The sequence below is a fragment of the Vreelandella titanicae genome (assembly GCF_014697095.1).
In the GTDB taxonomy this organism is placed as follows: domain Bacteria; phylum Pseudomonadota; class Gammaproteobacteria; order Pseudomonadales; family Halomonadaceae; genus Vreelandella; species Vreelandella titanicae.
The window spans coordinates 377,293-403,935 of the sequence record NZ_CP059082.1 but is presented as its reverse complement, the minus strand read 5'-3'; the positions used below and the strand labels follow the sequence as shown (position 1 = coordinate 403,935).

Annotated in this window: 29 protein-coding genes, 1 tRNA gene and 1 pseudogene; 21 read left to right on the top strand and 10 right to left on the bottom strand. The window is 53.0% G+C overall.

Translation table 11 applies throughout. The features are described 5' to 3' along the window. Positions 1–3: 3 nt before the first annotated feature. A complete protein-coding gene (locus tag HZS52_RS01855; RefSeq protein WP_004574643.1) occupies positions 4–900 on the bottom strand; it encodes a cation efflux transmembrane domain-containing protein in 897 nt (298 codons plus the stop codon). A gap of 95 nt (positions 901–995) precedes the next feature. On the opposite strand from HZS52_RS01855, the gene cadR reads away from it, so the two are divergent. The 7 genes from cadR (at position 996) to HZS52_RS24285 (ending at position 5,794) form a co-directional block, all read left to right on the top strand. Further along, positions 996–1,403 carry a Cd(II)/Pb(II)-responsive transcriptional regulator gene (gene cadR / locus HZS52_RS01850; RefSeq protein WP_004364961.1) on the top strand — a complete coding sequence of 136 codons (408 nt, stop codon included), beginning with the start codon at positions 996–998 and terminating at the stop codon, positions 1,401–1,403. Positions 1,404–2,101: 698 nt separating this feature from the next. Next, positions 2,102–2,539 (top strand): DUF411 domain-containing protein, encoded by a 438-nt coding sequence (locus HZS52_RS01845; RefSeq protein WP_009288253.1) that lies wholly within the window; start codon positions 2,102–2,104, stop codon positions 2,537–2,539. Positions 2,540–2,558: 19 nt separating this feature from the next. Beyond that, positions 2,559–3,224 carry a class I SAM-dependent methyltransferase gene (locus tag HZS52_RS01840; RefSeq protein ID WP_009288254.1) on the top strand — a complete coding sequence of 222 codons (666 nt, stop codon included), beginning with the start codon at positions 2,559–2,561 and terminating at the stop codon, positions 3,222–3,224. 305 nt (positions 3,225–3,529) lie between these two features. Continuing rightward, on the top strand, positions 3,530–3,766 hold the full coding sequence (locus HZS52_RS24300) for a hypothetical protein (protein ID WP_051052165.1): 237 nt from the start codon (positions 3,530–3,532) through the stop codon (positions 3,764–3,766). A gap of 210 nt (positions 3,767–3,976) precedes the next feature. Beyond that, complete coding sequence (locus tag HZS52_RS24295; protein WP_201764706.1) at positions 3,977–4,444, top strand: ATP-binding protein; 468 nt, start codon at positions 3,977–3,979, stop codon at positions 4,442–4,444. Positions 4,445–4,847: 403 nt separating this feature from the next. Next, a complete protein-coding gene (locus tag HZS52_RS24290; RefSeq protein WP_223828030.1) occupies positions 4,848–5,318 on the top strand; it encodes a hypothetical protein in 471 nt (156 codons plus the stop codon). Between the two features lie 86 nt (positions 5,319–5,404). Beyond that, a complete protein-coding gene (locus tag HZS52_RS24285; protein WP_223828029.1) occupies positions 5,405–5,794 on the top strand; it encodes a hypothetical protein in 390 nt (129 codons plus the stop codon). 317 nt (positions 5,795–6,111) lie between these two features. Here the strand turns inward: HZS52_RS24285 and HZS52_RS24280 are convergent, their stop codons facing one another. The 3 genes from HZS52_RS24280 to HZS52_RS24270 are packed head-to-tail and all read right to left on the bottom strand — an operon-like array spanning position 6,112 to position 7,033. Next, positions 6,112–6,330 carry a hypothetical protein gene (locus HZS52_RS24280; RefSeq protein WP_223828028.1) on the bottom strand — a complete coding sequence of 73 codons (219 nt, stop codon included), beginning with the start codon at positions 6,328–6,330 and terminating at the stop codon, positions 6,112–6,114. A gap of 29 nt (positions 6,331–6,359) precedes the next feature. After that, the gene (locus HZS52_RS24275; protein ID WP_236614980.1) at positions 6,360–6,686 is read right to left on the bottom strand and encodes a bile acid:sodium symporter; all 327 of its coding nucleotides are present in this window, start codon (positions 6,684–6,686) and stop codon (positions 6,360–6,362) included. Continuing rightward, complete coding sequence (locus HZS52_RS24270) at positions 6,686–7,033, bottom strand: hypothetical protein (RefSeq protein ID WP_223828026.1); 348 nt, start codon at positions 7,031–7,033, stop codon at positions 6,686–6,688. Before HZS52_RS24270 ends, HZS52_RS24275 begins: the two co-directional genes overlap by 1 nt. A gap of 267 nt (positions 7,034–7,300) precedes the next feature. Between HZS52_RS24270 and HZS52_RS01820 the strand changes: the two genes are divergently transcribed. The 4 genes from HZS52_RS01820 to HZS52_RS01805 all read left to right on the top strand — a co-directional run bounded on the left by HZS52_RS01820 (position 7,301) and on the right by HZS52_RS01805 (position 10,873). Next, positions 7,301–8,215: a cation diffusion facilitator family transporter gene (locus HZS52_RS01820; RefSeq protein ID WP_009288256.1), complete on the top strand. Its 915-nt coding sequence runs from the start codon at positions 7,301–7,303 to the stop codon at positions 8,213–8,215. Between the two features lie 98 nt (positions 8,216–8,313). Next, positions 8,314–8,991, top strand: a complete 678-nt coding sequence (locus HZS52_RS01815) for a DsbA family protein (RefSeq protein ID WP_039860347.1) — start codon at positions 8,314–8,316, stop codon at positions 8,989–8,991. Beyond that, entirely contained in the window at positions 8,988–9,980 is a 993-nt protein-coding gene (locus HZS52_RS01810; protein WP_051052167.1) for a M23 family metallopeptidase, read from the top strand. Before HZS52_RS01815 ends, HZS52_RS01810 begins: the two co-directional genes overlap by 4 nt. Positions 9,981–10,090: 110 nt before the next feature. Continuing rightward, positions 10,091–10,873 carry a ZIP family metal transporter gene (locus HZS52_RS01805; protein WP_009288257.1) on the top strand — a complete coding sequence of 261 codons (783 nt, stop codon included), beginning with the start codon at positions 10,091–10,093 and terminating at the stop codon, positions 10,871–10,873. Between the two features lie 29 nt (positions 10,874–10,902). Here HZS52_RS01805 and HZS52_RS01800 read toward each other — a convergent pair whose 3' ends face one another. Further along, complete coding sequence (locus tag HZS52_RS01800; RefSeq protein WP_039860348.1) at positions 10,903–11,361, bottom strand: MerR family transcriptional regulator; 459 nt, start codon at positions 11,359–11,361, stop codon at positions 10,903–10,905. An 86-nt stretch (positions 11,362–11,447) separates the two neighbouring features. On the opposite strand from HZS52_RS01800, the gene HZS52_RS01795 reads away from it, so the two are divergent. From HZS52_RS01795 to HZS52_RS01775, 5 genes and pseudogenes are all read left to right on the top strand, one after another. Beyond that, positions 11,448–13,634 (top strand): heavy metal translocating P-type ATPase, encoded by a 2,187-nt coding sequence (locus HZS52_RS01795; RefSeq protein WP_039860349.1) that lies wholly within the window; start codon positions 11,448–11,450, stop codon positions 13,632–13,634. After that, complete coding sequence (gene lspA, locus HZS52_RS01790) at positions 13,631–14,134, top strand: signal peptidase II (RefSeq protein ID WP_190374061.1); 504 nt, start codon at positions 13,631–13,633, stop codon at positions 14,132–14,134. Before HZS52_RS01795 ends, lspA begins: the two co-directional genes overlap by 4 nt. 4 nt (positions 14,135–14,138) lie before the next feature. Further along, positions 14,139–15,668, top strand: a complete 1,530-nt coding sequence (gene lnt, locus HZS52_RS01785) for an apolipoprotein N-acyltransferase (protein ID WP_039860352.1) — start codon at positions 14,139–14,141, stop codon at positions 15,666–15,668. A 103-nt stretch (positions 15,669–15,771) separates the two neighbouring features. Next, a complete protein-coding gene (locus HZS52_RS01780) occupies positions 15,772–16,752 on the top strand; it encodes a L,D-transpeptidase family protein (RefSeq protein WP_223828159.1) in 981 nt (326 codons plus the stop codon). A gap of 221 nt (positions 16,753–16,973) precedes the next feature. Beyond that, positions 16,974–17,336 (top strand): annotated as a pseudogene (locus HZS52_RS01775) (cytochrome c oxidase assembly protein); the annotation flags it as partial. Between the two features lie 116 nt (positions 17,337–17,452). On the opposite strand, the gene HZS52_RS01770 reads toward HZS52_RS01775, so the two are convergent. From HZS52_RS01770 to HZS52_RS01760, 3 genes are read right to left on the bottom strand one after another with little or no spacing between them, the layout of a single operon-like run. After that, entirely contained in the window at positions 17,453–18,406 is a 954-nt protein-coding gene (locus HZS52_RS01770) for a TraI domain-containing protein (RefSeq protein WP_190374060.1), read from the bottom strand. Continuing rightward, on the bottom strand, positions 18,393–19,613 hold the full coding sequence (locus tag HZS52_RS01765; protein WP_039860358.1) for a site-specific integrase: 1,221 nt from the start codon (positions 19,611–19,613) through the stop codon (positions 18,393–18,395). Before HZS52_RS01765 ends, HZS52_RS01770 begins: the two co-directional genes overlap by 14 nt. Beyond that, positions 19,606–19,845 (bottom strand): hypothetical protein, encoded by a 240-nt coding sequence (locus HZS52_RS01760; protein ID WP_039860360.1) that lies wholly within the window; start codon positions 19,843–19,845, stop codon positions 19,606–19,608. The genes HZS52_RS01765 and HZS52_RS01760 overlap by 8 nt, the downstream gene beginning before the upstream one ends. A 125-nt stretch (positions 19,846–19,970) precedes the next feature. Here HZS52_RS01760 and HZS52_RS01755 point away from each other — a divergent pair, with 125 nt between their 5' ends. Next, positions 19,971–20,225: a helix-turn-helix domain-containing protein gene (locus HZS52_RS01755; RefSeq protein WP_039860361.1), complete on the top strand. Its 255-nt coding sequence runs from the start codon at positions 19,971–19,973 to the stop codon at positions 20,223–20,225. Positions 20,226–20,401: 176 nt separating this feature from the next. Here the strand turns inward: HZS52_RS01755 and HZS52_RS01750 are convergent. Then, positions 20,402–20,478: transfer RNA gene (locus tag HZS52_RS01750), tRNA-Met, on the bottom strand. Between the two features lie 271 nt (positions 20,479–20,749). Here HZS52_RS01750 and phbB point away from each other — a divergent pair. Continuing rightward, positions 20,750–21,496 carry an acetoacetyl-CoA reductase gene (gene phbB, locus HZS52_RS01745; protein WP_190374059.1) on the top strand — a complete coding sequence of 249 codons (747 nt, stop codon included), beginning with the start codon at positions 20,750–20,752 and terminating at the stop codon, positions 21,494–21,496. 62 nt (positions 21,497–21,558) lie between these two features. Here the strand turns inward: phbB and HZS52_RS01740 are convergent, their stop codons facing one another. Then, complete coding sequence (locus tag HZS52_RS01740; protein WP_190374058.1) at positions 21,559–24,375, bottom strand: DUF349 domain-containing protein; 2,817 nt, start codon at positions 24,373–24,375, stop codon at positions 21,559–21,561. A 226-nt stretch (positions 24,376–24,601) separates the two neighbouring features. On the opposite strand from HZS52_RS01740, the gene minC reads away from it, so the two are divergent. The 3 genes from minC to minE all read left to right on the top strand — a co-directional run bounded on the left by minC (position 24,602) and on the right by minE (position 26,572). Further along, positions 24,602–25,348 carry a septum site-determining protein MinC gene (gene minC, locus HZS52_RS01735; protein ID WP_027957729.1) on the top strand — a complete coding sequence of 249 codons (747 nt, stop codon included), beginning with the start codon at positions 24,602–24,604 and terminating at the stop codon, positions 25,346–25,348. Between the two features lie 157 nt (positions 25,349–25,505). Next, positions 25,506–26,324, top strand: coding sequence for a septum site-determining protein MinD (gene minD, locus HZS52_RS01730; RefSeq protein WP_027957730.1), 819 nt, complete (start codon positions 25,506–25,508; stop codon positions 26,322–26,324). Next, positions 26,321–26,572 (top strand): cell division topological specificity factor MinE, encoded by a 252-nt coding sequence (gene minE / locus HZS52_RS01725; RefSeq protein WP_007111776.1) that lies wholly within the window; start codon positions 26,321–26,323, stop codon positions 26,570–26,572. The genes minD and minE overlap by 4 nt, the downstream gene beginning before the upstream one ends. The last annotated feature ends 71 nt before the right edge of the window (positions 26,573–26,643 follow it).

The following is a 26,643-nucleotide window of genomic DNA, read 5'->3' as shown; positions in this document are numbered from 1 at the left end:
TATTTAACCCTTCAACGCCAAAATGCGTCTGGCACCGTTAAGTACAATGCCCCCCGCGATGGTGCCGATAATCAGATCCGGATAATTGGAACCGGTCCACGCGACCAGGGCGCCGGCGGTGATGACCCCCAGGTTGATCACCACGTCGTTGGCCGAGAATATCCAGCTTGCCTTCATGTGCGCCCCGCCTTCCCGATGTTTGGATATGAGCAGCAGACAACTGGTATTGGCAATCAATGCGACGAATGCGATAGCCATCATCACCAGCGATTCAGGCTCACTACCGAATACAAAGCGTCTCACCACCTCTACGAGCACGCCCACAGCCAAGATCAGTTGCAGTACACCAGCAAGATGCGCGGCACGTACCTGCATTTTCACGCTATGTCCAACCGCATAAAGGGCAAGCCCGTACACCGCCGCATCGGCAAAATTGTCCAGGGATTCTCCAATCAGGCCGGTGGACTGGGCGATCAGACCGGCAGTCATTTCCACCACGAACAGAAGTGCATTGATGCCGAGCAACCAGCGCAGGGTCCCGGATTCTTGCTTAGCAGAAGCTGCCGAAAACTCGGCGGCCTTGATGGTCTCCGGATTTGCAGCGACGGTTTCCTGAAGCGAGGCGCCTAGCCCCAAGGTCTTCAGTTTCGAGGTGACGGGCTCGACCTCGCCGTCATGCACGACCTTCAGCCGGCGGTTCGACAAGTCGAAGGACAGCGCCCGAATCTCCTCAAAGCCGTTCAGGGCTAGGCGAATCATTCGTTCTTCTGATGGACAGTCCATCTTCGGCACGGCATAAACACTGACCCATCTCCCTGGCGCCTCGGAGGAGGCCTGTATATCGGTATCCGCTGCGGACGTTGCATCACCGCCACAGGCGCCACCACAGGATTTGCTCATGATACGACTCCACTTGAACAATGTTGTGGTACCATTTAAAACTATAAAGCTACTATAAGGTCAATAGAGTAAAGAATCCGTTGGGGAGGAGGCTGATGCGCATTGGTCAGTTGGCGCAGTTGGTAGGGGTCGAAACACAGACGATCCGCTTCTATGAACAGCAGGGCTTGTTGCCGCCGCCTGATCGGCAGGACAACGGTTACCGTGTCTATACCGAGAAGCATGGTGAGGGGCTGGCCTTCATCCGTCGCTGCAGAATCCTGGGCCTGTCACTGGCTGAGATTCACGAACTACAGAGCTATCAGGACGACCCTCATCAGCCTTGTACCGCCGTCAACGCCTTGCTCGATGATCACATCTCTCATGTGCGGTCGCAGATAACCGCTCTGCAAGCGCTTGAGAAACAACTCGTTTCACTGAGAGCGAGTTGCAACGATGACCGGGAAGTTGAGGCGTGTGGGGTTCTTGCTGGAATTAGCGAAGGAAACATGCACCAGCAGTAGGTGAAGCATCAACCAGATAATCCGATGAGATGCCGGTCTGTCTCACTCTCATGCAAAGGTAAGATCAACCATTTAATCCGCTTACCCATATTTTTTTGGGTTGAATGGATGTTGTTACTTCATCGCGGAGGCGTTAATAATAATTCGGTTGAGCCTTCAGGAATTCTTTGGCTTCAGGGGTTTTCGCTTTTTGGGCGGCGAGGTATTTGAGCAGCATTTGGACGCGCTTTTCGTCATGGAAGTGGGTAGCTGTTATAGCGTGCCAACCTGAAACAGAGCTGAAAATGGCGGAAAAAATGACCTGTGACAACATTTAGTTATTGAGGTCAGTTTCTTCTTTACCTTTGGGCCACCTATAGGTTGTAGGCTTATAACAAAAGCTAACTCTGCCTTCTTCCATTTTTATCGGATAAGGCAATATCTCGATCAGAAGCATGTTGAGAGGAAATATCATGGTTAAGCACAAGATGATCTTTGCCATTGGTTGGGCTGAAAGCCACAGTGTCTTAAACAGCGCCATCTTAACTCAAGCCATAAACCAGGAGTGATGCCATGATGAACGCAGATTGTTTTGCTTTCATGAGCTCGATGGGTTGGATTGCTTGGTTAATGCCGCTAACTTTTTTACTGTTGGTGGGGCTGGGGTTCGCCTCGCTGGCCAAATATTTGTTTAGTCACACACCTCAGGGAGACCGCTCATGAAACGTTTTACCACTACGGTATTATCTAGCGTTTTGCTGTTAGGAGCCGCCTCGGCTCAGGCCGCGCTGCCTGACGAAGCCACGCTCTACAAAAATCCTCAGTGTGGCTGCTGTGACGAATATGCGCGTCACCTTGAAGAACTGGGCGTAGACGTCACCATTATTGATGACGTCGAGCTGGGTGATATCAAGCAGCAGGCAGGCGTGCCCTATGGTCTGGGATCGTGCCATACCATCGAAATCGGCGAGTATTGGATCGAGGGCCACGTTCCGATGGAAGCCGTACAGGCGCTGTTTGAGCAACAGCCTGATGTAGACGGCATTGGCCTAGCAGGTATGCCCATCGGTACACCGGGTATGCCAGGGCCTCAGGAAGTGCCCTATGACGTGTATTCCTTTACTGATCAGGAAGACAAGGCGTTTATGACGCTATGAAATAAGCCGGGTCGATACAATGAATTCAAAGCACCACTGGGAGTCGGTATATCAACGCAATACTACTGACCAAGTGAGCTGGTTTCGGTCTCATTTAGAGGCCTCCCTTGATTATATCCAGGCAGCGACTCCAGACCCACATGCGGGGATTATTGATGTGGGTTGCGGTGAAGCAACGCTAGTAGATGATTTGCTGGCGCTTGGGTACGACGATATTACCGTTTTGGATATTTCGGAAAGCGCCATTGAAGCCGCAAAGCGCCGTTTAGGCAAAGCTTCCAGCCGCGTAACGTGGTGTGTTGGCGATATTACGCAAGTGATACTGAAGGCCCGTCGTTATGATCTTTGGCATGATCGCGCGGTTTTTCACTTTTTGCTGGACTCAAACCAGCGCGCAGCGTACGTACGGCAGCTGTGCTATAGCCTTGTACCCGGTGGGCATGTGGTGATGGCAACCTTCGGGCCAGAGGGGCCGACACGATGCAGCGGTTTGGACGTGGTGCGCTACTCGGCTACGCAGCTTAGCGAGCAACTTGGCCCTTCGTTTGAATTATTGAGTGATCATCTTGAGGTACACGAGACGCCAACAGGCCATTCTCAGCAGTTTCTGTACACCCATTTTCGGCATAAAGATGGCATAGGGCGTTCACTGAGCGTTCATCGTCATGGCGATGATATATTTTAAATGTAATGCGGTAACGAGTGGCACCATCAATAGCGACGGGACGTAAGGGCGGTAATCGTGCTTCTTTGCTTTTAATGTGTTGCATTTGTTTTGTTGTAAACGCTAAGCCCGAGACATTTAACCATTGCCAGCATTGGAGCGTTTGCTCGCGTTTTAGTGGTAATGAGATGCCGGAAATGATTAGGCTGTCGTTAAGAGGACGGATGGCCCTTCTCTTTGTAATAGTCGTGACCGCTGTCCTCACGCTCGCGGCTGTCAGCTTCGACTACTTTTCTTGACTTCGTTTCGAAAGAAAGGACGCTCGAATGATTGAAGCCAGAGTCTCTGCCTTGAGAGCGATCATCACGAAGGGGGATGATTTCGACCTGAGGATGGCCTCGGATATCAAACGGTTGGTCGACAACTCGTTTGGCTTTACGGACGCTATTATGGCAGGCGATCGGATTATGTACTCACGCTACAACCTGTCCGAGGATGTGGCCAGCTTGCTAAGCTCGAAGGGTGGGCGGGTAGAGAGAGAGGAACGATCCAACCGGCCATGATCACTGCACATTGTCTGGATACGCGTATCTCAGCTGCATCTGTGCCAGCCTTGTAGCACAAGCTCGTTGATAACTTCAATGCCATGCTCGTGCGACTGGATCAGTCCTTTTAAGGCTATCGAATTTTTCCGCTGATATCGCACACGAGCTGCGGAATCCTCGTAGAAGTGGCGTTATTCTACCCTTGAAGAGCTACGCCGGATGTCAGACATGGTTGACGATATGCTTTTCCTGGCTAAAGCTGACAATGGCATGATTACTCCAGACTTCGACGTTCAAGATCTGGCCGAGATAGCTTCGAGCGTGCTGGAGTATTACGAATATGCCGCTGACGAGAAAGGCATCAGGCTTATCATGCGTCGCCACGGTGCAACACGGGTGCGAGGCGACAATCTTATGCTGCACAGGGCGATTTCGAACATCATGTCCAACGCGGTTCGCTATGGCGACGCAGACACCACGATCGATGTTGAGCTATCTCAGGTTGGCCAGTGGGTGCGTTTGAAGATAAGCAATCGTGGGCCCACGATCCCGCCCAAGCACATCGACAAATTGTTCGACCGTTTTTACCGTATTGATACGGCCAGACGAGAGGGCAACACATTAAATGTCGGCTTGGGGATGGCTATCACTCGCTCCATTGTCAATCTGCTGACGGTGTCACTACTTTCGGGATGAAGTTACCCGTAGCGACCTGAGCTAGGTGCACTTCACCCTTCGTCTGCTTGAGTTCGGCACGACAGTCACACAGGACATCAATATGCTCTCAGAAGAATCCTCGACCCAAACGGAGACGAGACAGCGGAACCAGCATTGTGTCTGTACTACGCTTGATCGGTCAGCGCTGATGAAAAATCTCTCCAGTCAGTTGGGGGAGAGCGCGGAAGAAGTGCTGTCCAGCACAGCCTAGCACCAGATTTATTCGGATGCGGCTGTTTTCGTCCCTAGCGAAGCTTTGAATCAAATGTTGGGCATCGTCCGTACGCTTGAGACAACCATCGCTTTGCCGGGCTACCGTAGCAGGGTTCTTTCCCAAGCAATGCGGAGTGCCCAGATCAATCCGGGGCCTGTGGGTGCTTTTATGGGCTATGATTTTCACCTGGGCGAGGAGGGGCCGCGCCTGATCGAAGTCAATACCAACGCTGGTGGCGCGTTTCTGAACGCCGTGCTGGTTCGTGCTCAGCAGCGCTGTTGCAGCGGCACCCAGCGAGTACCCGGAGCATCGGACTTCGATGCGGCGGTGATCGCCCAGTTCAAGAGCGAATGGCGCTCCCAGCGTGACAGTGGCCGTCCACGAAGCATTGCGATCGTCGACGACCAGCCTGCCGGACAGTACCTGTATCCCGAGTTCAGGCTGGCCCAGCAGCTGTTTCAAAAAAATGGTATCGAAGCACTGATCGTCTCGCCTGCGGATCTCAGGTATGAGACAGGGGCGTTGTATGCCGAAGATAAACAAGTCGACATGGTATACAACCGCCTGGTGGATTTCGCGCTAGAGGCCCCGAGCACGCAGCCTTGCGTTCGGCCTGGCTGGATGGAGGCGCCGTTATAACTCCCAATCCCCTTGCCCACGCCCTCTACGCGGACAAGCGCAATTTGGCGGAATGGTCGGATGTTTCGAGGCTGGTATCATGGGGCTTGAGTGAGGAAAACGCCGCACTGCTGGAGACAGGTGTACCACGAACCCTGCAGGTAACAGCGAACAATGCTGATGAACTGTGGCAAGAACGCCGACAGTGGTTTTTCAAACCGGTGGCCGGTTATGGCAGCAAGGGTGCTTACCGAGGCAGTAAACTCACTAAAGGCACCTTTGCCCAGATTCTGGAAAGCGACTATATCGCTCAGGCTTACGTGCCTCCATCCGAACGTCTGGTCTTGGTCGACGGTGAGCGGCGTAAGCTGAAAGTCGATGCGCGCCTCTATACCTATCGCGGTGATTTGCTGTTGGCCGCGGCAAGGTTATATCAGGGACAGACCACGAATTTCCGTACACCCGGCGGTGGTTTTGCACCCATACTTGTTGATTAGAATCGAACATATTCCAAACAAGTCTCATAGATTGAACCCTGTCAGCCGGATAACCCGGCTGGCAGGGATAAATAAACCGCCTGCTGGTCAGGTACAACCGCTGAGACACGTAATTGACTGCGCTGAGCGGTACAGGAGCTCAGCACCGAATTGAGCAGCGATTCCCTAAGTCAGAAAATATAAAATTACTAATGTTCCAATCCCTTCGGCTCCCGCTGCTTCTGTCAACTCACTTCCCGTATATACATGTGCGATGCCTGAATAATAACGTCTAATTATTTGGGTTATACCGCTCACCGCTACGCTACAAACCGATATTACCAATATTTAGGATTTCTTCCCCGCGCGAGCATTTTCGCTGCAATAGGTGAAGTGATCATCTGGATTACAGTGAAAAAGGCAGCTGGGATAGCAATTTCTGATGGCAGGCCCGAGGCAGCTACAAACGCAGCGGCAATACTAAATTCCTTTTTGCTGACGGTGAAAAGATAGGTAATTATCTCTTTTCGGTCATCCGTTAATAAGCGTGAGCTCATGCCCACCAGGTAACCTATCAAATTAAGACTCAAACAAACGCGTACCAACCATAGCCAAGAATGGTTTCTGCGTTAGGGCCTACAACAGCCAGCAGTATTAAGAGATAAAGGATCGACCCCAGTCCTGCATAAGCTGAATCATGACGCGCAAATAATGCCGTAAAGCCTGTACGTAGACTTACCCCTAAGACAGTGGGTACAAACACAATCAAAACGAGCTCAAGAATGATTGCGCAGAGCGGAACGTCTAACTGAATACCTGTTAACCACAAAAACAGGAAGGGAACAATAAAAGGACATAACGCCGTATTGACCGCGTTGAAGACGGCAGCTAACGCCACGTTACCACGGGCCATTAATACAAGAAGGGGTGAAGATACATCCGTGGGCAATGTGCCAAGTAAGTCTGGCCCGCGGCTAGCGGTCCACTCCCAAAAAACAGACGGCCAGTCAAAAAACCCGCAATCGACATCGGATCATAGACTAAGCCTAGAGCTAATAATTGACGGGACGGCTTACGAAAAACGATGCGTACCGCATGCGCGTCAAACGTCAAGCTGATGATAAACATCAACAGCGCCAGTAGTGGGCCAATGGAGGATTCAAGAAACATTTCGGATGACGGAAATAATAAGCCTAACCCTGCAACAAAGATGACAAACCAGACAAGATGTGCCTCGACAAAATAAAGAAATCTACTCATGTTGGGTTTCGAATTACCGGTTGAAGTGGGCCGAATACCGCACTAAAAAACGCCCTCACCTTGCTCCCAATAAGCACGATGCCCTTTCGTGGTCGTCGCTCATTTGAATGTCATGCGGATAAGCCACGTCTCGCGGCACAATACATCATGAGCTATTCGCCTCATACCACCTTGTCGGGCATAAATTGACGACATTCAGGGGTTGAAGCTTTAGTAGCTAGAGGTTTTATAGTGGCTGAAATGAAAAAGTTCTAGCGAGGTTAACATATGGGACATCATCATGATCATCCCCACATTGATCCTGCCTCTGGTGACCGGCGTGTCAGCATTTCCATTTGGGCAAATGGCCTATTAACCGTCGTCCAAATCGTCGGTGGCATTATGGCGGGAAGCCTTTCGCTGATCGCTGATGCGTTACATAATTTTTCTGATATGGCGGCGCTCGTTATTGCCTTTGCCGCCCGGAAAATCGCGAGACGACCCGCTGATGCACAAATGACCTTTGGCTATGGTCGCATCGAGATAGTAGCCGCCCTCATTAACTACACCACACTCATTCTCGTTGGTGTCTACCTGATTTACGAAGGCGCCATGCGCATGATTGATCCCCCTGAGATACAGGGTTGGATAATCGTTATCATTGGTGGTGTCGCGCTTGTCGTTGATGCACTCACAGCATTGCTTACTTGGTCGATGCAAAAAGGCAGCGTTAATATACGTGCCCTCTTTTTACACAACCTTTCAGATGCGTTGGCGTCCGTCGCAGTGATTATCGGTGGTTCGTTGATTCTACTGTATGACATGCGGTGGATAGACCCCGCCATTACGATCGGTATTGCGGTTTATATTCTCTATCTCGCTTTCACGGAGATTGGTGGCCCCATCCGCACACTCATGCTGGGATCTCCCCCTGATATTGATGGTCAACGCGTCATTGAAGCAGTGCGTAGCATTGAGGGTGTCCAGGATATTCATCATGTACATCTATGGCAGATGCAAGAGAACATGGCCGCGCTTGACTGCCATGTGGTTATGACGGAGGCCGGCTGGCAGCGGCTGGAAGCGATTAAAACAGAGATCAAAGGCCAACTAAAAACGCGCTTCAACATTGTCCATTCCAGCTTAGAGTTTGAGCATATTGACCACGCGCACCAGAATGCCAACCTTTACGGACATGAGTAACAAGCCATGCATGCTCTTTTGGGCACTTTTTAGATCGGGCTTCATGCCAAAGAATCCTGATTTAATTTTCAATCACACATTTGAAATAGAGAGAAAAAATGTTTAAAAAAACGACTTTTATGCTTGCGGGTACGTTGATGTTGACAGCCGCTATCATGGCGATATCAAAACCTGCACTACTCGATATGCAAGCTGAGGCGGCCAGTGAGAATAGTGCCCAAGCCGAGAGCACCTTGGTACGTTCACACTCACCGATCCTCGGGCCAGAAGAAGCGCCGGTAACGATTGTTGAGTTCTTCGATCCAGCTTGCGAAGCCTGCCGTGCCTTTTATCCACTTACCAAGAGTATTCTGGAAAACTATCCAGAAAAAGTGCAGTTAGTCGTGCGCTATACTCCCTTCCACGGCGACGTTTCTGATAAGGCCATTCGCGTGCTGGAAGTCGCTCGTCGTCAGGGTGTATTCGAACCGGTGCTCGAAGCTCTACTCTCCCGTCAGGGGCAATGGGCCGCCCATGGTAGTTTCGATGAATCGGCTATCATGGATATCGCCAGCGAAGCAGGCTTAGACCGGAATGCCGCTGAAGAACAGCTCAACTCGGCTGAGGTGCAGGCGGTGATTGACCAAGACATGGCGGACGTCAAAGCTAACCAGATCCGTCAAACGCCGACCTTTTTCGTCAATGGAGAACCTCTAGACCCCTTTGGTATGCAGGAATTGATTGATGCGGTTGAAGACGAAATAGAAGAGGTTTCTGATGGAACGGGTCCTCAATGATGCAGCGTTGGCTGATAATGGCATTATTGAGTGTGTATCCTGTGGTCGTAGAAGCCAACTGGCGAGAGAGCCTCTTTCTCTCGCCATCAGGTGCACCATTGGACAAGATACAAGCAGCTACCGAAAAAGGGCGCTTCATTACACAGCCCCGCCTTGACACTCTGACATTTGGTCGTGATATCACCATTGCTACTTCTCTATATGAGTCCTTGGCAGTAGAGGGAGTTCCCCCGCGTTTCGCTACCAAGTTGGAGGCGCTACTAGGCGAGTTCATGGAGGCGCCTGTTGAATTTTCAGGTAGTGAACGTATCCAGCTAGTGTGGGAAGAAGACAGACGTGAGGATGGCTCCCTTGTGGGGCCTCCACGGCTGAATTATGCGGGATTGCTCGACCAGGCAGCACGAATAGAGGTGGTATGGCCGGTAGACAAAAAAGGCATCGTCATGCTCTTCAAGAACGAAGAACTTTTAGATACTTTGCAGCTACCGGTCTTTGGTGCACGCCTGACGTCCCGCTTTGGTAATCGGCGGCATCCCGTGTACGGTGGAGTTCGTCCTCATAATGGCATAGACCTTGCTGCGCCTTATGGCACACCTGTCATAACCACCGCGCCTGGTCGAATTTCCTTCATCGGTCGTCAAGGCGGTTATGGGCGCGTGATGGAAGTAGAGCACGATACGGGGACTATCAGCCGCTATACGCACCTAAGCCAGTTTTCCCCACAGTTTTTGGTCGGCGATCTGGTCAACGCTGGGGAGATACTCGGGGAGGTAGGTACCTCAGGCGTCGCCACTGGCCCTAACCTGCATTATGAAGTGAGAGTGAATGACCGGCCTATTGACCCTATGGAGCAAGGTCGGCGCATTATCCTTGGGGAACAGCCTACTCGCCTGGAATCCCTAGCATCACTTTACGAGGCAAGGGGGCGTTTAGAGCAAGCGATGGGCATATCCTCTATTTACGATCTGATTTCATTTAATGAACCATAAAATTTAATGCTGACCGGCTTTGTGTTGGTTGCGGCGTGAACGGCATCGGCTGGCTCTTAAACAGTATTAAGCAGCTTGATGGGTAATCAATAATTATAAAAGCTACGTTTATGGAAGGTACTTCGCTGGTCGCCTTAGGTTTTTTAGCAAGCCTTGCTGCGGGCTTGATGACCGCTATTGGCGCGCTTCCGGTATTATTCACCAAAAAAACCAATCGCGGTGTGCGTGATTTGGCACTGGGGTTTGCGGCGGGTGTCATGCTAGCCGCCTCTTTCTTCTCTCTGATTATACCTTCCTTGGATGCTTCCGAGTTGCGCTACGGTGGTAGCGTCGTGCCAGCCGCTATTGCCTGTGTGGCGATACTGTTGGGTATTGGGATGGTCGCTCTGTTGAACGAGTTACTTCCCCATGAGCATTTCGAGCAGGGACGAGAAGGGCCGGAGGCAGCCTCGCTTCGTCGTATCTGGCTATTTATCATCGCTATTACGATACACAACCTGCCGGAAGGCCTGGCCGTGGGCGTGGCATTTGGCGCTGGTGGTAGTGAGGGGGGGTTGCCGCTTGCCATTGGTATCGGCCTTCAGAATGCGCCAGAAGGTTTGGCCGTTGCGGTATCACTGCTCGGGGTGGGATATTCACGTTGGCGATCCTGGACGATTGCTGCCCTCACGGGGCTTGTCGAACCGTTGGGAGGTCTATTGGGTGCTGGTGTCGTCAGCATGTCACAGGCACTACTCCCCTGGGGATTAGCCTTTGCTGCCGGGGCGATGCTGTACGTCATTAGCCATGAGATTATTCCCGAGACTCATCGGAATGGTCATCAGAAAAAAGCCACATTTGGCCTCTCGATCGGGTTGGTATTCATGCTTTTTCTGGATGTCTCGCTAGGTTAAAGCGTTGGCAAGGGCCTACAGCGTTGTGGTTATCCCAAGTCGTGGGCCCCACCATGCGCCGTTTCACTGATACAGTGCTGGTGGTCACTTATCACTTCAATTATTCGGCAGCTCCCTACTTTGCCACCGGCGCACTGGGTGACCATCCGCTGAAGTTCGTCTCGCAATACAGAGAGTCGCTGAAGACGGGACTCCACTTTCTCCAAGTGATGCTTGGCAATGGCATCGACCTCCTGGCAGGGCATGTCGGGCTGGTCTGACATTGCCAATAGCTCACGCACTGCGTCTACCGAGAAACCGAAATCTCGGGCATGGCGTATGAAGGTCAAGCGCCGGACGGCGTCTTCACCGTAGCGGCGCTGCCCCCCTTCGGTACGCGATGCATCGCGCAGTATCCCGATGCGCTCGTAATATCGCACCGTTTCTGGCTTGCAGTCTGTACGCCGTGCCAGCTCACCGATGCTGATGCTTTGGCTACTTCGGGCCATCGTAAAACTCCTTCCAAATGACTTGAAGCTGTAGCTGCTACAAGGTTTAAACTTCAAAACAATAACGTATTGGGAGGATAGGCACCATGGAAAAGTCAACGCATACAGCCGCGCCCGCGGTATTGACGCTGCGGGTCGAAGGCATGGACTGCGGCGGTTGCGAGCGCAAGGCAGAGTCCGCGCTGGGACGCTTGGACGGCATTGAGGAGGTGACAGCAAGCTCGGTCACGGGGTCGGTGAAAATTCACTCCCAAGATCATGGGGCGCCGCCGCAAGAGACAATTGAGCGAGTCCTGAATGAGCTGGGCTACCAAGTGGCCTCGCATGATGGCCAAAAAGGTCCTTCGTCCTCTTCAACCCCTTGGTGGCAAACCGCTAAAGGCCGCCTGGTCATTATTACGGGCAACCTGTTGGTAGTGGCCTTTGCACTACGTATGGTCTGGCCGTCCTTAGGTAATTTACCCTTCGTTATAGCTACGCTAGTGGGATTGGTACCCATCGTACAAAGTGCCTGGGGTGCGCTGAAGATGCGCAATCCCTTCACCATTGAAATGCTGATGTGCATCGCCGCTCTTGGCGCATTGGCCATCAATGCCGCTGCTGAGGCAGCGATGGTGGTTTTTCTATTCGCTGTGGGGGAGCTACTGGAAGGTGTGGCGGCTTCACGAGCGCGTCGCAATATCTCGGCCTTAGCAAACTTAACGCCGTCCATGGCAAGGCTTATGGAAAACGGCGATGTACGCGAAATCTCAGCGAATTCACTCAAGCCAGGTCAGCGAGTACTGGTGCGCCCCGGCGACCGCGTTCCTTGTGATGGTCGTATATTGGCCGGGGAGTCAGATATTGATGAATCGCCCGTCAACGGTGAGTCCATACCGCGATCGCGTGCGCCTGGTGATGATATCTTTGCCGGTACAGTGAACCTTGGTGCCGCCCTGGAGGTGGAGGTAACACGAGGCGCCGAGGACAACACCATTGCACGGGTTATCCGTCTGGTCGAAGAGGCGCAGGCTGCCAAGGCACCGATAGCGCGCTTTATCGACCGATTTGCCTATTACTATATGCCCACGGTCGTTGTACTCGCGCTATTGATGGCAGTGGTGCCTCCGCTGGTCTCAACGATGGCGTGGTCAGAATCCATTTATCGTGCTCTGGCACTGCTATTAATTGCTTGCCCCTGCGCATTAGTCATCTCAACTCCCGCCGCGATTGCAGCTGGTCTATCGGTGGGCGCTCGTCGCGGTCTGCTGATCAAAGGTGGCGCCGTGCTTGAGCAGTTAGGCAAGCTCCGCCTGATCGCTTTGGATAAGACCGGCACACTCACTGCGGGCACGCCCAGGGTCACCGACGTGGAAGACTGGGCCACCGGACAGAACGAAAACGAAGTATTGAGGCTGGCAGCCGCCATGGAACGTGATTCCAGTCACCCCATCGCCACAGCCATATTCTCTCATGCGCAGCAGTTGGGTCTTGTCATCCCCCAAGGCGTTGCCAACCGAGCGCTTCCAGGGCGAGGCGTCGCAGGTCAGGTAGAGGGGCGTGAACTGAGTTTGATTACGCCTCGTCACTTGGCGGAACAGATCGTTCTTGATGAAGCGATTAGCGCACGATTATCTGAGTTGGAGGGCGCTGGCAAGAGCCTTGCCGTACTCGTTGAAGGTGATCGACCAATTGGTCTAATCGCTGTACGCGATGAGCCGCGTGAGGATGCTATAGAGGGACTTGCCGCTCTGTCACGCTTGGGGGTCGAAGCCGTCATGCTCAGTGGCGACAATGCGCGCACGGCCAGTGCCATTGGTGGGTCTTTGGGCATTGAAGCCTATGGCGAATTAATGCCTGAGGACAAGGCTCAACGCGTTCGTACCTGGCAAGCCGCTGGTCGTGGTCCCATAGGGAAAGTAGGAGATGGTATCAATGATGCCCCAGCACTGGCTGCAGCAGACGTAGGTATCGCTATGGGTTGCGGTACGGATGTGGCATTGGAAACGGCGGATGCAGCCCTGTTGAAGAACCGGGTTACCGGTATCGCCGAGATGATCGACCTATCTCGTGCCACGCTGCGCAATGTTAAGACCAATGTGGCTCTCGCCCTTGGTCTCAAGGCCATTTTCCTGGTCACCACGGCAATGGGTATCACCGGCATGTGGATCGCGGTGATGGCGGATACCGGTGCCACCGTACTGGTCACCTTAAATGCCATGCGTCTATTGGGCTATCGCTTTTCGTCCAGTACTGCGATGACTGAAAAGCAACAAAGGGAAGTCACGTCATGAGTGATGTACAACTAGGCCGTCTTTCAAATTGCTGGCCTTGGTTTTCCCTAGCGATATTGGTGGCACTGGCCGATCAAATCATCAAAGAAGTTGTGCACGCCCTGATGCCCTTTGGCCAAGTTATTCCGTTAACGCCGTTCTTTAACTGGGTTTACACCGGTAACACAGGGGCCGCCTTTAGTCTTCTTGCTGATGCCGGTGGCTGGCAGCGCTATGTCTTTGTTGGTTTGGCTTTAATCGTCGCTGTAGTGTTGATGGTACAACTATGCAAACCCATAACCCGTCTGGAAGCGGTTGCATACAGTTTAATATTGGGGGGAGCTATAGGTAATACGGTTGACCGTTTAGCGCGAGGCTATGTAGTGGACTACCTGGATGTCTACTGGGGGCAATGGCACTGGCCTGCGTTTAACTTGGCTGATATTGCGCTGTTTGTAGGTGTATTCATTTACGCATTGACGCTTTGGCGTGAGCGTTCCTCCTTCAAGCAATCTGAGTAACCGCATGGATTCGGTCAAGCAAACAGAAACATACGCAATTTTTTCAGGGCGGGTCACACCGATACTCGGTTGTTTAGTAGCGCTAGCGGCGGGAGTGTTAACTACTTTAAGTGCCGCGCCCTTTTACCTATGGTGGCTTGGCCCGGTGGCTGTCGGGCTGGTCTATTGGAAGATACATGCGCTGACGCCTGCGATGGCTGCTCTGCGTGGGTGGTGCTATGGCGTGGGCTTGTTTGGCGCTGGCACTTCTTGGGTCTTCGTCGCTATCCACGATTACAGTGATACCGGAGCGCCGTTGGCGTTACTCCTCACTATTCTCTTCGTAGCCGTCCTCGCACTATTCTTTGCGGTTCCCTTTGGGCTCTATCGTCGCCTCACAGGGCCTCGGCTTGCATTTCTTAGCTTTGCTGGTGTGTGGGTCGTTAGCGAATGGCTTCGCACCTGGTTGTTCACTGGCTTTCCTTGGCTCTTGCTAGGTACTTCACAGATAGATTCTCCCTTGGCTCCGTGGGCGCCCATTGGTGGGGTATACCTGCTTTCGTTGATTACCGCGCTGACCGGCACATTGGGAGTAGAGTTATTACGCCGTCGCTGGTGGTTCTTAGTCCCTATCGCCGTCATGTGGCTTGTGCCGTTAGTCTTGCCTAATCAATGGACGACGCCTGCTGGTGAGCCCATCCACGTCGCGTTGTTACAAGGGAATCTTGACCAGAACATTAAGTGGAGTGCTCAAGGCCAGCGCGAATCGATCAATATCTACACGTCGATGACACGGGAGCAGCCGAGCGATATCGATCTAATCGTTTGGCCCGAGGTGGCACTACCCCTCTTTGAGCAGGAAGCGCAGTTGACTCTTGAACGGGTAGCGTCTGATCTCAGCCCTGGCACTAATCTACTCACCGGCATCTTGCAACGCGACGGTGAGGGACTCTATTACAACAGCGTTATCGGCTTGGGTGACGTGCAAGGTCAGTATCGCAAAGCACACCTGGTACCCTTCGGCGAGTACCTGCCACTGAAAAGTCTCCTCGCTGGCACCATTGCCTTTTTCGACCTGCCTACACCGAGCATGACCCCAGGGCCAGGCGAACAGCCCCCAATACACGTCGCGGGTACGTCCATTGGCAACGCCATCTGCTATGAGATCATTTTCGCTGACCGCCTGGCCCAGCAGGCGCGCCATGCCGAGCTGTTACTAACGGTTTCCAACGATACTTGGTTTGGACGCTCCATAGGCCCGCACCAACATTTGCAAATGGCGCGCCTACGAGCCTTGGAAAATGGCCGTAGTTTAATCCGTGCCACGAGTAATGGCGTAACCGCCCTTATTGATTCCCAGGGCCGCATCACTGCTAGCGCCCCCCAGTTTGAAAAGACCAGTTTAACAGGCGAGGTAACCCCCATGCAGGGCCTCACTCCCTTTACCCGTACCGGTAGCGGGCCCGCCTGGTTATTAGCAGCTCTGCTGACATTACTCGGTTTACAACTGAACGTGTCTCGATCACAAGACAACACATTAGACGAAAAGGAATAAAGCGATGCTCTTATCAATACGTAAATCAGTGGTACCCAAGAAAACATATCGATGGCCGCTACGGTTGAGTGCATTGTTGAGTGTGATGGTAACTTGGCTGGCGATGTCCAGTGCCGTCTTAGCCGAGCAGAACTTGGCTGGGCAGAATGAGGAATGGCCCAAAGGGCACTATCCATTACCTGATGAAGGCAATGTCATAGGCAAGGCTTACACTGTCACCGTGAAGGATGACGAGGATACGCTGATTGATATTGCTAGACGCCATAACCTTGGCTATCTGGAGATTGTACGTGCCAACCCGGATGTCAGCATTTGGGTTCCCGGAGTGGGTACTGAAGTAACCATTCCAGAACGCTTTATTCTGCCGAATGTCGAGCGTACCGGTGTGGTCATCAATATCGCAGAGCTGCGGCTTTACTACTACCCCGATGTCAGTAACGATGAGTCGCCCCGCGTTGAGACCTATCCTATCGGCATTGGCCGTGAGGGGTTTGATACACCTCTTGGTGTGACCAAAACGACCATGAACATTAAAAACCCCGCATGGTACCCGCCTGAGTCGGTGCAACGCGAAGCGGAAGAGCGCGGCGAGAAAGCGCCCAGTGTGGTGCCGCCTGGCCCCGACAATCCACTGGGGGATCACGCCATTATTTTAGGCTTCGATGGTTATTTGATTCATGGCACCAACCAGCCCGATGGCATTGGCATGCGCGCAAGCCGTGGCTGTATACGCATGTTGCCTAACGATATTGAATCAATTTTTGATCGCATCCCGGCGGGCACCCAGGTCAACATCATCAACCAACCTATTAAAATCGGTTGGGACAACGGGCAGCCGCTGGTGCAGGCATTCCCTCCTTTAGGTGAGGAAGATCACACTATGACCGCTCTATCAGACGCCATTACACGCCTTGAACAACGCAATGCTGATGGTGTTCGCTTCGATTACGAACAGCTTAGCGATTTACTGGCATCATCCAACGGGCTCATCGAATCTCTGAATCCCAAGCCGGAACCGAGTAATAAAGAAGAAGACGACGATATCAACAGTGTTTATGAAGAACTGGCACTTCATGCATCGTAAATATTGATAAAGAAAGGGCAACGCGTTTTTCCAGCCTTTAGGAGAACAACGGCTAGGCTACCGTCAACCCCTTAATATTCGTCTTGTGTTGTTGGATTGAGTTTTTCCATCGCTAGCGTAGAAAGAGCTAATGCGATCATCACAACCTTGGTAGCAGCGACTTGCCGCATGGTGCAGTCGCTGTCTAAGCTGTCTCAATGTGCTTAATCTGAGGGAGAAGGGTGATTGACGTTGCGCTGAGCTACTTAAAGCCTTGGGAGTTCTCACTGACGTGGGCGACCGCCTGTGTGCTGGCTATCGTTCTCTACTTCCGTGGCCTCCGACAGCGCCAACAGCTTGGCGAGTCTACAAGCATAGCCCGTATACTCGCTTACCTGCTGGGGGTTGCGGCGATCTATGGCGTCACCCTGACCCATTACGACTATCTCGCTCAGTACATGTTCTTTGCCCATCGTGCCCAACATTTGGTACTGCATCACGCGGCCCCCTTCTTGATCGCTTTGGCAGCCCCCCTTCCAGTATTGATCGAAGGTTTGCCAATGCGAAGGTCAGTGTTACGGCTTAGTTCGATCAAAAATTCTCTGGCCTGGATGACCGAACGCGTACGTTCACATGGCATGGTCATAAAATTCTCAAATGGGTCAGGTAAAACCGCCGCTCCAAGAAGCTGACGGCTCTAGTTGAAAAGTAGAAGACTGCATTAGTGAGATGCCGCGGCAGGTAGTTGAGGCTGCCAAAATAGGTTCTGTCCGAGTCGTCCAAACCCCTTGCTCGATTGACGGCGAAAAGCTCGCTGTTGGTTATCAGCCATCGCACTCTGTCCGTCCGCATCACGGATATAGCGGGCCAGCGTCATCGCCGCAGGTTGGCCATATCGTGCCCCAGGAGAAGCGCACGTCCACACATGGCGGAGGGTCATCGCTATATCGGGCTCATGTGCATCTAAGTAGGCAAGCCCATATGCACAAGCCTCTAGCGTAAACACGTCATGACTGCAGAGCTTCCAGGAGGCATTAGGCTTACCTTTGGAGTCATAGGTGTATGTCTTGCCGATATCGTGCAATAGCCCGCCCACGAAACAGGCTTCTTGCATGAGACGAGGCATGGCCGGCTCATTCAGGCGCAGCATTGCCACTGAATGATTGGCAACCTCCAACGAATGTTGGAGCAAACCGCCTGGGTAGGCGTGATGATAGTTACGGCTTCCCGGTGCATTAAGAAAGGCTTCCAATCGCTCTTGACGCTCCAATACTCGTGTCAAAAAGGTGCGCAGGTGATGAGACGTTAGCGATTGTGCGGTCGCTACTAGCCGATCAAACGCCTCGGGTAATGGGCAGTAAACACGGGGTAGCGACTGCAGCGTGCCGAGTGCATCAATCTCTTCTGGGTTTGCTTTACGAAATGCATTAAGTAAAAACTGGCCAGACCAACACTTCACCCCGGTGGCGGTGACATGTTCCAGGTGGCCAATACGCTCCGGTGCGGGTGTTTTCTCCAAGTTGAGCATCGCAACGTGATCGCCCTCGCAGTCGCTGAGGCGAAGTTTCAAGAACGGCTTTTTCGCATCATCAAACACCACGACACGGCCGGTTAGGCGATAAGTCCCCGTGAAGGAGCGCGTCAGTTGACGAGAATAGTGATTAGACAGTTTCATGGCGGCGCTCCTTCTGAACGTTAGCGGATGAGGTATTGCCGAGCAGACGCTCAAAGGCAGAGCCATCCATACGGGTGGCGTTGGGGACATACCGCGAATAGACCTTGAACAGCATTTCCGTTGAGCTGTGCCCCAGCATCCTTGCCACCCACTCGGGGTTCTCACCTGAGGCTAGAAAAAGCGTCGCGGCGGTATGGCGCGTTTGATAAGGACGTCGCTTGGTCAGCCCAAGGGCTTTTAGTAAGGGGTACCACACGCGCTTGGTGACGTTATTATGATCAAGCGGCCCTCCCAGTTGATTACAGAACACGTATGCGCTTTTTTGTCCGGTGGCGGCATACTGAGTTTTTAACGCGTCATACACCTGCCCAAACATAGGGATTTCCCGTTGTGAGCCATCCGTCTTGGTGTACTCCGTTTCGCCATTGATCAACGTCTCGCGTACCAAAATTTCTCTTTTCGCAAAATCAACGTTCTTCCATTTCAACCCATCGACTTCGCCGGTGCGCATGCCGGTAAAGAAGCGCACCGTGTAGTAGTTGCGGTAGTCCGGGCGGACGCTGTCGATAATGCGCTGCACTTCCTGCAGCGAAAATGGCTCGATGTGGGTTTTCTGCAGTTTCAAAGGCTTGATGTTCTTATAGGGCGTTTCAAACTCGAATCGCTCGGCTGCCTCACCTAACACCATTCGCAAAATTGTCATGTGGCTATTGATTGTTTTGGGCGAAACGACCCCCGTGGCTCCGCGCCCCTTACGTTTGGACAACTTGGCACGGAACGCCATGATGTCCGCCTTACTGATTTCACCCATCGATTTTTTACCGAAAGCTGGCTTTAGCGAGCTATCAAGAATCGAACTTACATTGCGTACGTGGGAAGCACGCCACTGGATTTTGCTTTCCTCAAACCACTGGGTAGCGAAGTCATTAAACAGTGGTGTGTTTGAATTGCTGGCATTTTGAAGATCGGCTGTATTAATAAGCTGGTCAGTTTTCAGTTTTTGTAAATTGCTGCTATTAGGAAAGAACTCCGAATAATTGAATTCACTGAGCAGCATTTTTGCTTCCATGCGCTGTAAAAGTTGTTCCAGCTGCTTACGATTTTTTGCGTTATCGTCCAGTAGTGTTTGTTCCCGAAATCGCTGGCCGTCATACCTGAAGTCGATGAAAAGCTTTTTGCTCTCTTTACGAGCGCGAACCTTACCCATGGCATACCCCTCCATTAGCCATAGGGATGGCGATTGCTTGCTGACGAGGAGTCGCTTGCAGCATTTCTTCCTGGATAGCTTCCCAGATATAAAGAATTTTTCGACGCCCAAAGGGCCGGATGTAATGAGTGCCTTCAATTAGCACGCTGTCTTTGAGTTGCTGACGGATAGTGCGTGCATCATATTTGATCCGCGATGCGAGCTCTTCCGTTGTCAAAAAAGTGCAGTCCATGAGACTATCTCCTCATGTTGGTGATCATTTGATAATATTTTTAATCGCTCGAATGTAAATATATACGTTCAAATGATTATTTCAATACCTTTTTGATAATTTTTATAATCATATTGGATGAAGAGATGATTCGGTATCACTTAAAAGAGCTGATCGCTGAGAAGGAGTTTGCAGAACGTCGCAGAATTACGATCGGTGAGATAGCAAAAGAAACAGGGATTAATCGGATGACGTTATCGAAAATTATCAACCATGCAGGCCATAGCACAGTGACTGATAATCTTGACAAACTTTGCTACTACTTTGATTGTGAAATCGATCAGTTGGTGACCCATATCAAGGAAGCAGAGGATGCGCTGCTGCCATCTGATTCACGTTGAATAGTGGGTAGACGAAGTTGCGTGTTAGGAGCCTGAAGGTCACCTTCATTTTGGAAGGCTAAGGGAAGAAATGAAGTTTGGGCACAGCGTGGGCACAATTTGGGCACAGAGGGATTCTGAAAGATAAGCATAAAAAAAGGCAGACCAGTAAGTAACTGATCTGCCTTTCAAAATATTGGTAGCGGGGACCGGATTTGAACCGATGACCTTCGGGTTATGAGCCCGACGAGCTACCAGACTGCTCCACCCCGCATCAACGTGTGGCATATTCTACAGAAGTTTTAGGTGAAGTCAATAGGGTGATTAACACGTTTGGCTTATAGCCGTTGATTATGACCTGCGGCAACATGGGGTAAGTGCAGCTATGCTTTATATAGCCATAACAAAAAGCTTACGTTGGTGCATTGTTCAAGAAAATTATGCACTAGGGTAATACAGGCGCAGTCGCGCTTATTCACAATGGCTTGCGGCGCGATGTGCGTGCTTTGAGATCCAAGCCATTTGTCATTTCAGGGAGGTAGTCAATGGCCAATCAAGCCCCCGTCGCCTGGGTAACTGGTGGAACTGGTGGTATCGGTACGGCAATTTGTCGTTCGTTGGCAGATACGGGATATCTGGTCGTGGCGGGTTATCGCAACCCCGACAAGGCCAAGACCTGGCTAGAAACGCAGCACGCCGACGGTTATCGCAATATCGAATTGTCGGGTGTCGACCTTTCTGACCACAACGCCTGCCTGGAAGGAGCCCGCCAAATCCACGACCAGTATGGCCCGATTAGTGTGCTGGTGAACTGTGCGGGGATCACCCGTGATGGCACCATGAAAAAAATGTCTTACGAGCAGTGGTACGAAGTGATTGATACCAACCTCAACAGCGTTTTTAACACCTGCCGAAGTGTCATTGAGATGATGCTTGAGAATGGCTATGGTCGAATTATTAATATTTCATCCATCAACGGCCGTAAAGGTCAGTTTGGCCAAGTCAACTACGCGGCGGCGAAAGCCGGTATGCATGGCTTGACCATGTCGCTGGCACAGGAAACAGCGACCAAAGGGATTACCGTCAATACCGTATCGCCTGGCTATATCGCCACTGATATGATCATGAATATTCCAGAAAAAGTGCGCGAAGCAATCCGGGAAACAATCCCGGTGAAGCGCTATGGCACGCCAGAGGAGATTGGTCGACTGGTTACCTTCTTAGCCGATAAGGAGTCAGGATTTATCACCGGTGCGAACATCGATATCAACGGTGGTCAGTTTATGGGCTAGTGATTAGCCCAAGAGGAGAGCGCAAACGGGAGGCTATAAGCCTCCCGTTTTCTTGCTAACGCTTAAGGTAGCGGGACTCGCGCTAGTCGGCTAAGCAGGTTATCCAGCTCTTCTACTTCAGTGTCCCATAGCGTGGCTGGCATTGGCCCTAGCGCCAATAGCGCGACCAGGATGTCGACCACTTCTTGATCACGGCTGCGCTCTTGATTGAAGCCTTCATTCAAACGCTCTACCTGAATCGCCAAGCGCAGCGGCTCATCGCTCTGCCGCACGCTACCCACGGCCAGCATCGAGAGGTGCACTCTCAGTCTGGCGAGGGAGTCGGCGATGCGAGTGTGATCAGCGTCTGATAGCGGTACCGCTACGCTATGGCGCTGTTGATTGCGTGCGTTATGCGCCTCATTAAAGGCGGTAGGCAGTGAAGTGCCGAGAGCCGCTTGTGCGTCCACGTTGCTTGGGATCCCTTCGTCGAGGTAGCGCTGGTCGGCAGTCAAGTGAGCGCTCACTAATGGCATGATCGCATGCCACTGTTGCACTGTATCGGCAACCGCCAGACGGTTTAAGCGTTCTCTGCGCGCACGCACGATGCCACTCATCCGCCGCTGCATGCCTTCGCTGCGCCGATTGCGTGGCAACGGCTCAAGTTGATTGGCTTGTTCGATAAAGCGCTCCAACGTGGCCGACTCACTCGCCTCAATCGGCTGCCAGCTATCCATTTCGTCGATGAGGGCTTGCATCTCATCAAGCTGCTGTTGCTGGCGCGCTGCCTGCTCAGTTTTATGCGCATCGCGCTGGGCAAAGAGTTGATCACATTCGTGGCGGAAGGTTTTCCACAGCGTTTGCTCTTCGCCTTTGGGTGCCCGGCCCAGGGCCCGCCACTGCTGCTGCAGCTGTTTGGTCAAGTGAATGCGCTGTGCAAGAGGTTGGCTTTCGTCGCTGCGCAGCGCGCTCACCTGGCTGATCAGATCCCGTTTTTGCGCGGCGATAGTTTCAGCGCGCTGATCGATCAACGCCTGTAGCTGATGGCGAATGACACCAAAGCGCCGCCCAACGGACTCGGAGCGTTCACGGGGAACGGGGCTGTAGTGTCGCCACTGGTGGCGCGCTTTGTCGCGGATTTGCCGTAGCACATCGGGGTCGGCGTCTTCGGCGGGCTGAGCCAGCAGGTTTTCCAACTGATCGCACAGCGCTTCGCGGGCTTGAAGGTTTGCCTCACGCTCTTCGCTGAGCTGGTCTCGCCAAGGGGCGAGACGTTCGTGGATGCGATCCGAGGCGCTGCGAAAACGAGCAGACTGTTCGCGGTTAGCCGCCGCATCTCCCAGTGATTTCCACTCTTTGACCAGTTGGCGATGGTGGCGGTCAAGTGCTTCTTCCGCCATATGGCGGTCATTCGAGAGGGTTTCGATGCTGTCACATAGCTGCTCGCGCTTTGGCCCGGCGACAAACCCCCGCCAATCGCGTAATTCCGCGAGCCGGGCGGCTAAGTGCTTTAAGCGCGTTTTGAGCGGTTGAGCGGCTGGGCTTTCCAGCGCTTCAATGCACGGCTTTAGCCGCTGATGCAGACGGCTGGCACTTTTAAAGGCGCCGCGCTCTAACAAGTGCTCAAAGGTGTCGAGTTCTGCTCCATGTGCTTTTAGGGAGGCGTTGTCTTCTGTCGGCTGCGAGGGCGTAGTGTTTTCAGCGTTGAGGGCCGCTTGGGCACGGCCGAGCAGCGCGGGCGGCGTTAAGGCATCCGGCCATTGGCATTCGCTCATCAGCGTGGCGAGGGTAGCGTGGTCGCCGTTGGCCAATGCGGTTTCGATGGGGGCGCTTGCCGCGCACCAGCGCTGCCATGCCTCTAAGCACTGGTCGTAGTGATGAATCGCCAACGTGTAGCGCTGGCGCATGGTCTCACTGGGCGGATGGATATCAGAAAGCGCCTGCCAGCGTTGGCCTAATAGTTGGCGCTGGGCGCGCAGGCTGTCGATATCCTGCACGGTCATGGCTGAGGCGTGGCGCAGGCCATCAAGGGTTTCTTCGATGCCTTCAAGCAGCTGTTCGCGGGTGTTTTCGGCTTCTTCACGGCGCTCGTCGCTCTGCTGGCGCGCCTGCTCCTGGGTTTCGTGGTCGTGAAGCGTCTTGCGGCAATTGAGCACCGCTTGATGAAAGCGCTGCTCTTGCTCCACGCTTGGCGGCTGGTTCAACTGTTCCCACTGCCGTTCAAGGTGGCGAAAGCGGCCGCCATAGAGGGGTTCCCAAGGCGCACGGGCGTGCTGCTCTAATTGATTCAGGAGCGTTTCGCGTTGCTGCGCTTCTGCTTCTAGCCACTGGGCGTCGCTACGCAAGCGGTTGAGGCGTTCCCGTGCCAGACGCACCACTTGGCGGTCGCGGCGGGCCTCTTTTAACAACCGTTTTAGCCCCTCTTCGCCCTCAATGCGTTCGGCAGCCTGATGGCGAACGGCGGCCACGCCGTTGTGGCAAGCTTGATGAATCAGATCATTTTCATCGCCCAGCTTGCTCAGTGCGGTCAAGCGTAGATTCAGGTTGTCACCCTGCAGGGCCACCGCGCTCAGTACCCGCGGCTCTTCGATCTGTTCCACCAAGGATTGGCGTTGGTGCAAGTCGGTATGGCCTTCACGCCCGCTGAGCCGTTGGCAAATAGCATTGAACCAGGCCTCATCCTGCTGGTGGTGCGAGTAAGCGTCGACCAGGCCTGCGCAGTCATCCAGGGCTAGCAGCGCGGCTAGGCGAATCTGGCTGTCGCTATCTTGAGTGAGCGACTGCAGCGCTTGGCGCTGCTCTGCTTGCTCAGGGTTCAATCGCTGGAGGGCCTGACGGCGCACCTCGGGGTCAGGGTGCTGCCACCGAGGTGCGAACAGTCGTCTTAACAGTCCGTGCATGAATCATCCTGCTAGTATGAAATGCGTAGCATGAAAAAAGCGGCTCAGTGGTTGCAGTCACCGGCGCTGTCGCTTAGCTTGGCCTTACTATGGTGTGATAAACGTCTATTTTCTAGGCCACACTGCTTCTAGACCACACTGTTTTTAGACTACAGTGTTTCTAGACGACGAAATGCGTGATAGTACGCTACCTTTATCTTATCTGAACATGACGGGGAGTTCGGCCATGAGCCTTAACGTGGATAGTGCCGTAGTGGCCTTTACCTTCAAAGGGGGCATGTTGCCGATGACCGTCATGGAGCTAAGTAGTGCTGATCCGGAGCAAATCCGGCAGCAGTTGGCTGGCAAATTCTCCCAGTCTCCTGCTTTCTTTCAGCATACACCGGTTGTGCTCAGCGTGGAAAAACTCGATGAACCCCACTTAGCCCTTGAACGCATTTGTGCTGTGTGCCGTGACCACAAGCTGTTGCCGGTGGCCGTACGCGGTGGCACCGAGCCGGTGCGCCAATCGTCCTGGGCGCTGGGGTTGGGGTGGTTTCCACCAGTGGCAGAGGGCCGTGCCCGGGGGCTTGAAAGTGTCAGTAATTCGCCAGTGCAAGAAGTCTCCCGTGAGGAGGCAGTAAGTGAGGCGGAAGCGCCAACGCTCGCTACGCGGCTTTATCGCGGTACCGTGCGGTCGGGGCAGCAAGTAAGCGCCTCTGATGGAGATTTAGTGGTGATTGGGGCGGTGAATGCCGGTGCAGAAGTGCTGGCCGCTGGCAGTATTCATGTTTATGGCGCGCTGCGTGGCCGTGCGTTGGCGGGTATTCATGGCAATATCCAAGCGGGTATTTACTGCCGCGAATTGGAGGCTGAACTGCTTTCAGTGGCAGGTAATTACAAACGCTCTGAAGATATTGATGCGCAGCTTCTGGGGCGGCCCGCAGAAGTTCACTTTACAAAAGAACAGCTTGAAATTAAGCCACTGGGCTAAGGTATTTGTATGAGGCTGCGTTGGTGCTTCATGCCTAGCGACGCCGAAGACGCTATCCGTTACAGTATGGCATGTTGATGACATTGACGTTCCCGTTATGCGCAGAGCGCCAGCTGTCTCGCGCTCGCGACGAACGACTTCAAGAAGGAAGTGACTCTTGGCCAAGATAATTGTAGTGACCTCTGGTAAAGGAGGGGTCGGTAAAACCACTAGCGCGGCAGCCATCTCTACGGGGCTTGCGCTGCGCGGTAAAAAAACAGTCGTAATTGATTTTGATGTGGGCCTGCGGAATCTCGACCTGATCATGGGCTGCGAACGACGCGTGGTGTATGATTTAGTCAACGTGATTCAAGGCGAAGCGGGGCTTAACCAGGCGCTGATTCGTGATAAGCGCGTCGAGAATCTGTTTATTTTGCCAGCTTCTCAAACCCGTGATAAAGACGCCTTGACCCAAGAGGGGGTCGCGGAGATTCTGGAGAAATTGAAAGAAGATTTCGATTTCATTCTTTGCGATTCACCTGCCGGTATTGAGCGTGGTGCACAGTTGGCCATGTACTTTGCCGACGAGGCGATTGTGGTCACCAACCCGGAAGTGTCGTCAGTGCGCGACTCTGACCGTATTTTGGGGCTGCTGGCCTCTAAAACCCGACGTGCCGAACAGGGCGAAGACCCTATCAAAGAGCACCTGTTGGTGACTCGCTATAATCCCGAGCGTGTGACCTCAGGCGATATGCTGACGCTCGATGATATCCGCGAAATTTTGGCGATTAACCTGCTGGGCTTGATTCCTGAGTCTGAGGCCGTGCTGCGTGCCTCTAATCAGGGCGTGCCCGTTACCCACGATATCTCCAGCGATGCGGGCCAAGCGTACAGCGATACGGTATCGCGCCTGCTCGGCGAAGACATGCCGCTGCGTTTCCATGAAATGCAACGCAAAGGCCTGCTGAGCCGTATGTTCGGGGGAGGTCGTCGATGAAACTGCTTGAGTTCTTGAAGCGTGAGCGCAGAAAATCCGCCTCGGTAGCCAAAGAACGTTTGCAAATTATTGTGGCGCATCAGCGTAGCCAGCGCGGGCAGCCCGACTATATGCCGATGCTTGAGCGCGAGCTACTTGAGGTGATCCGTCGCTATGTCCATGTGGATGACGACGCCATTCAAATCTCCTTGGACAGCGAAGACAACTGCTCAGTGCTTGAACTGAACGTTACGCTCCCCAAAAGCTAACCCTAAGCGCTGAAGACGCGGCGAAAGGGGCGGCGGGTGTGCTAGGCTTGGGCTTTTAACTGCCCAGCGGA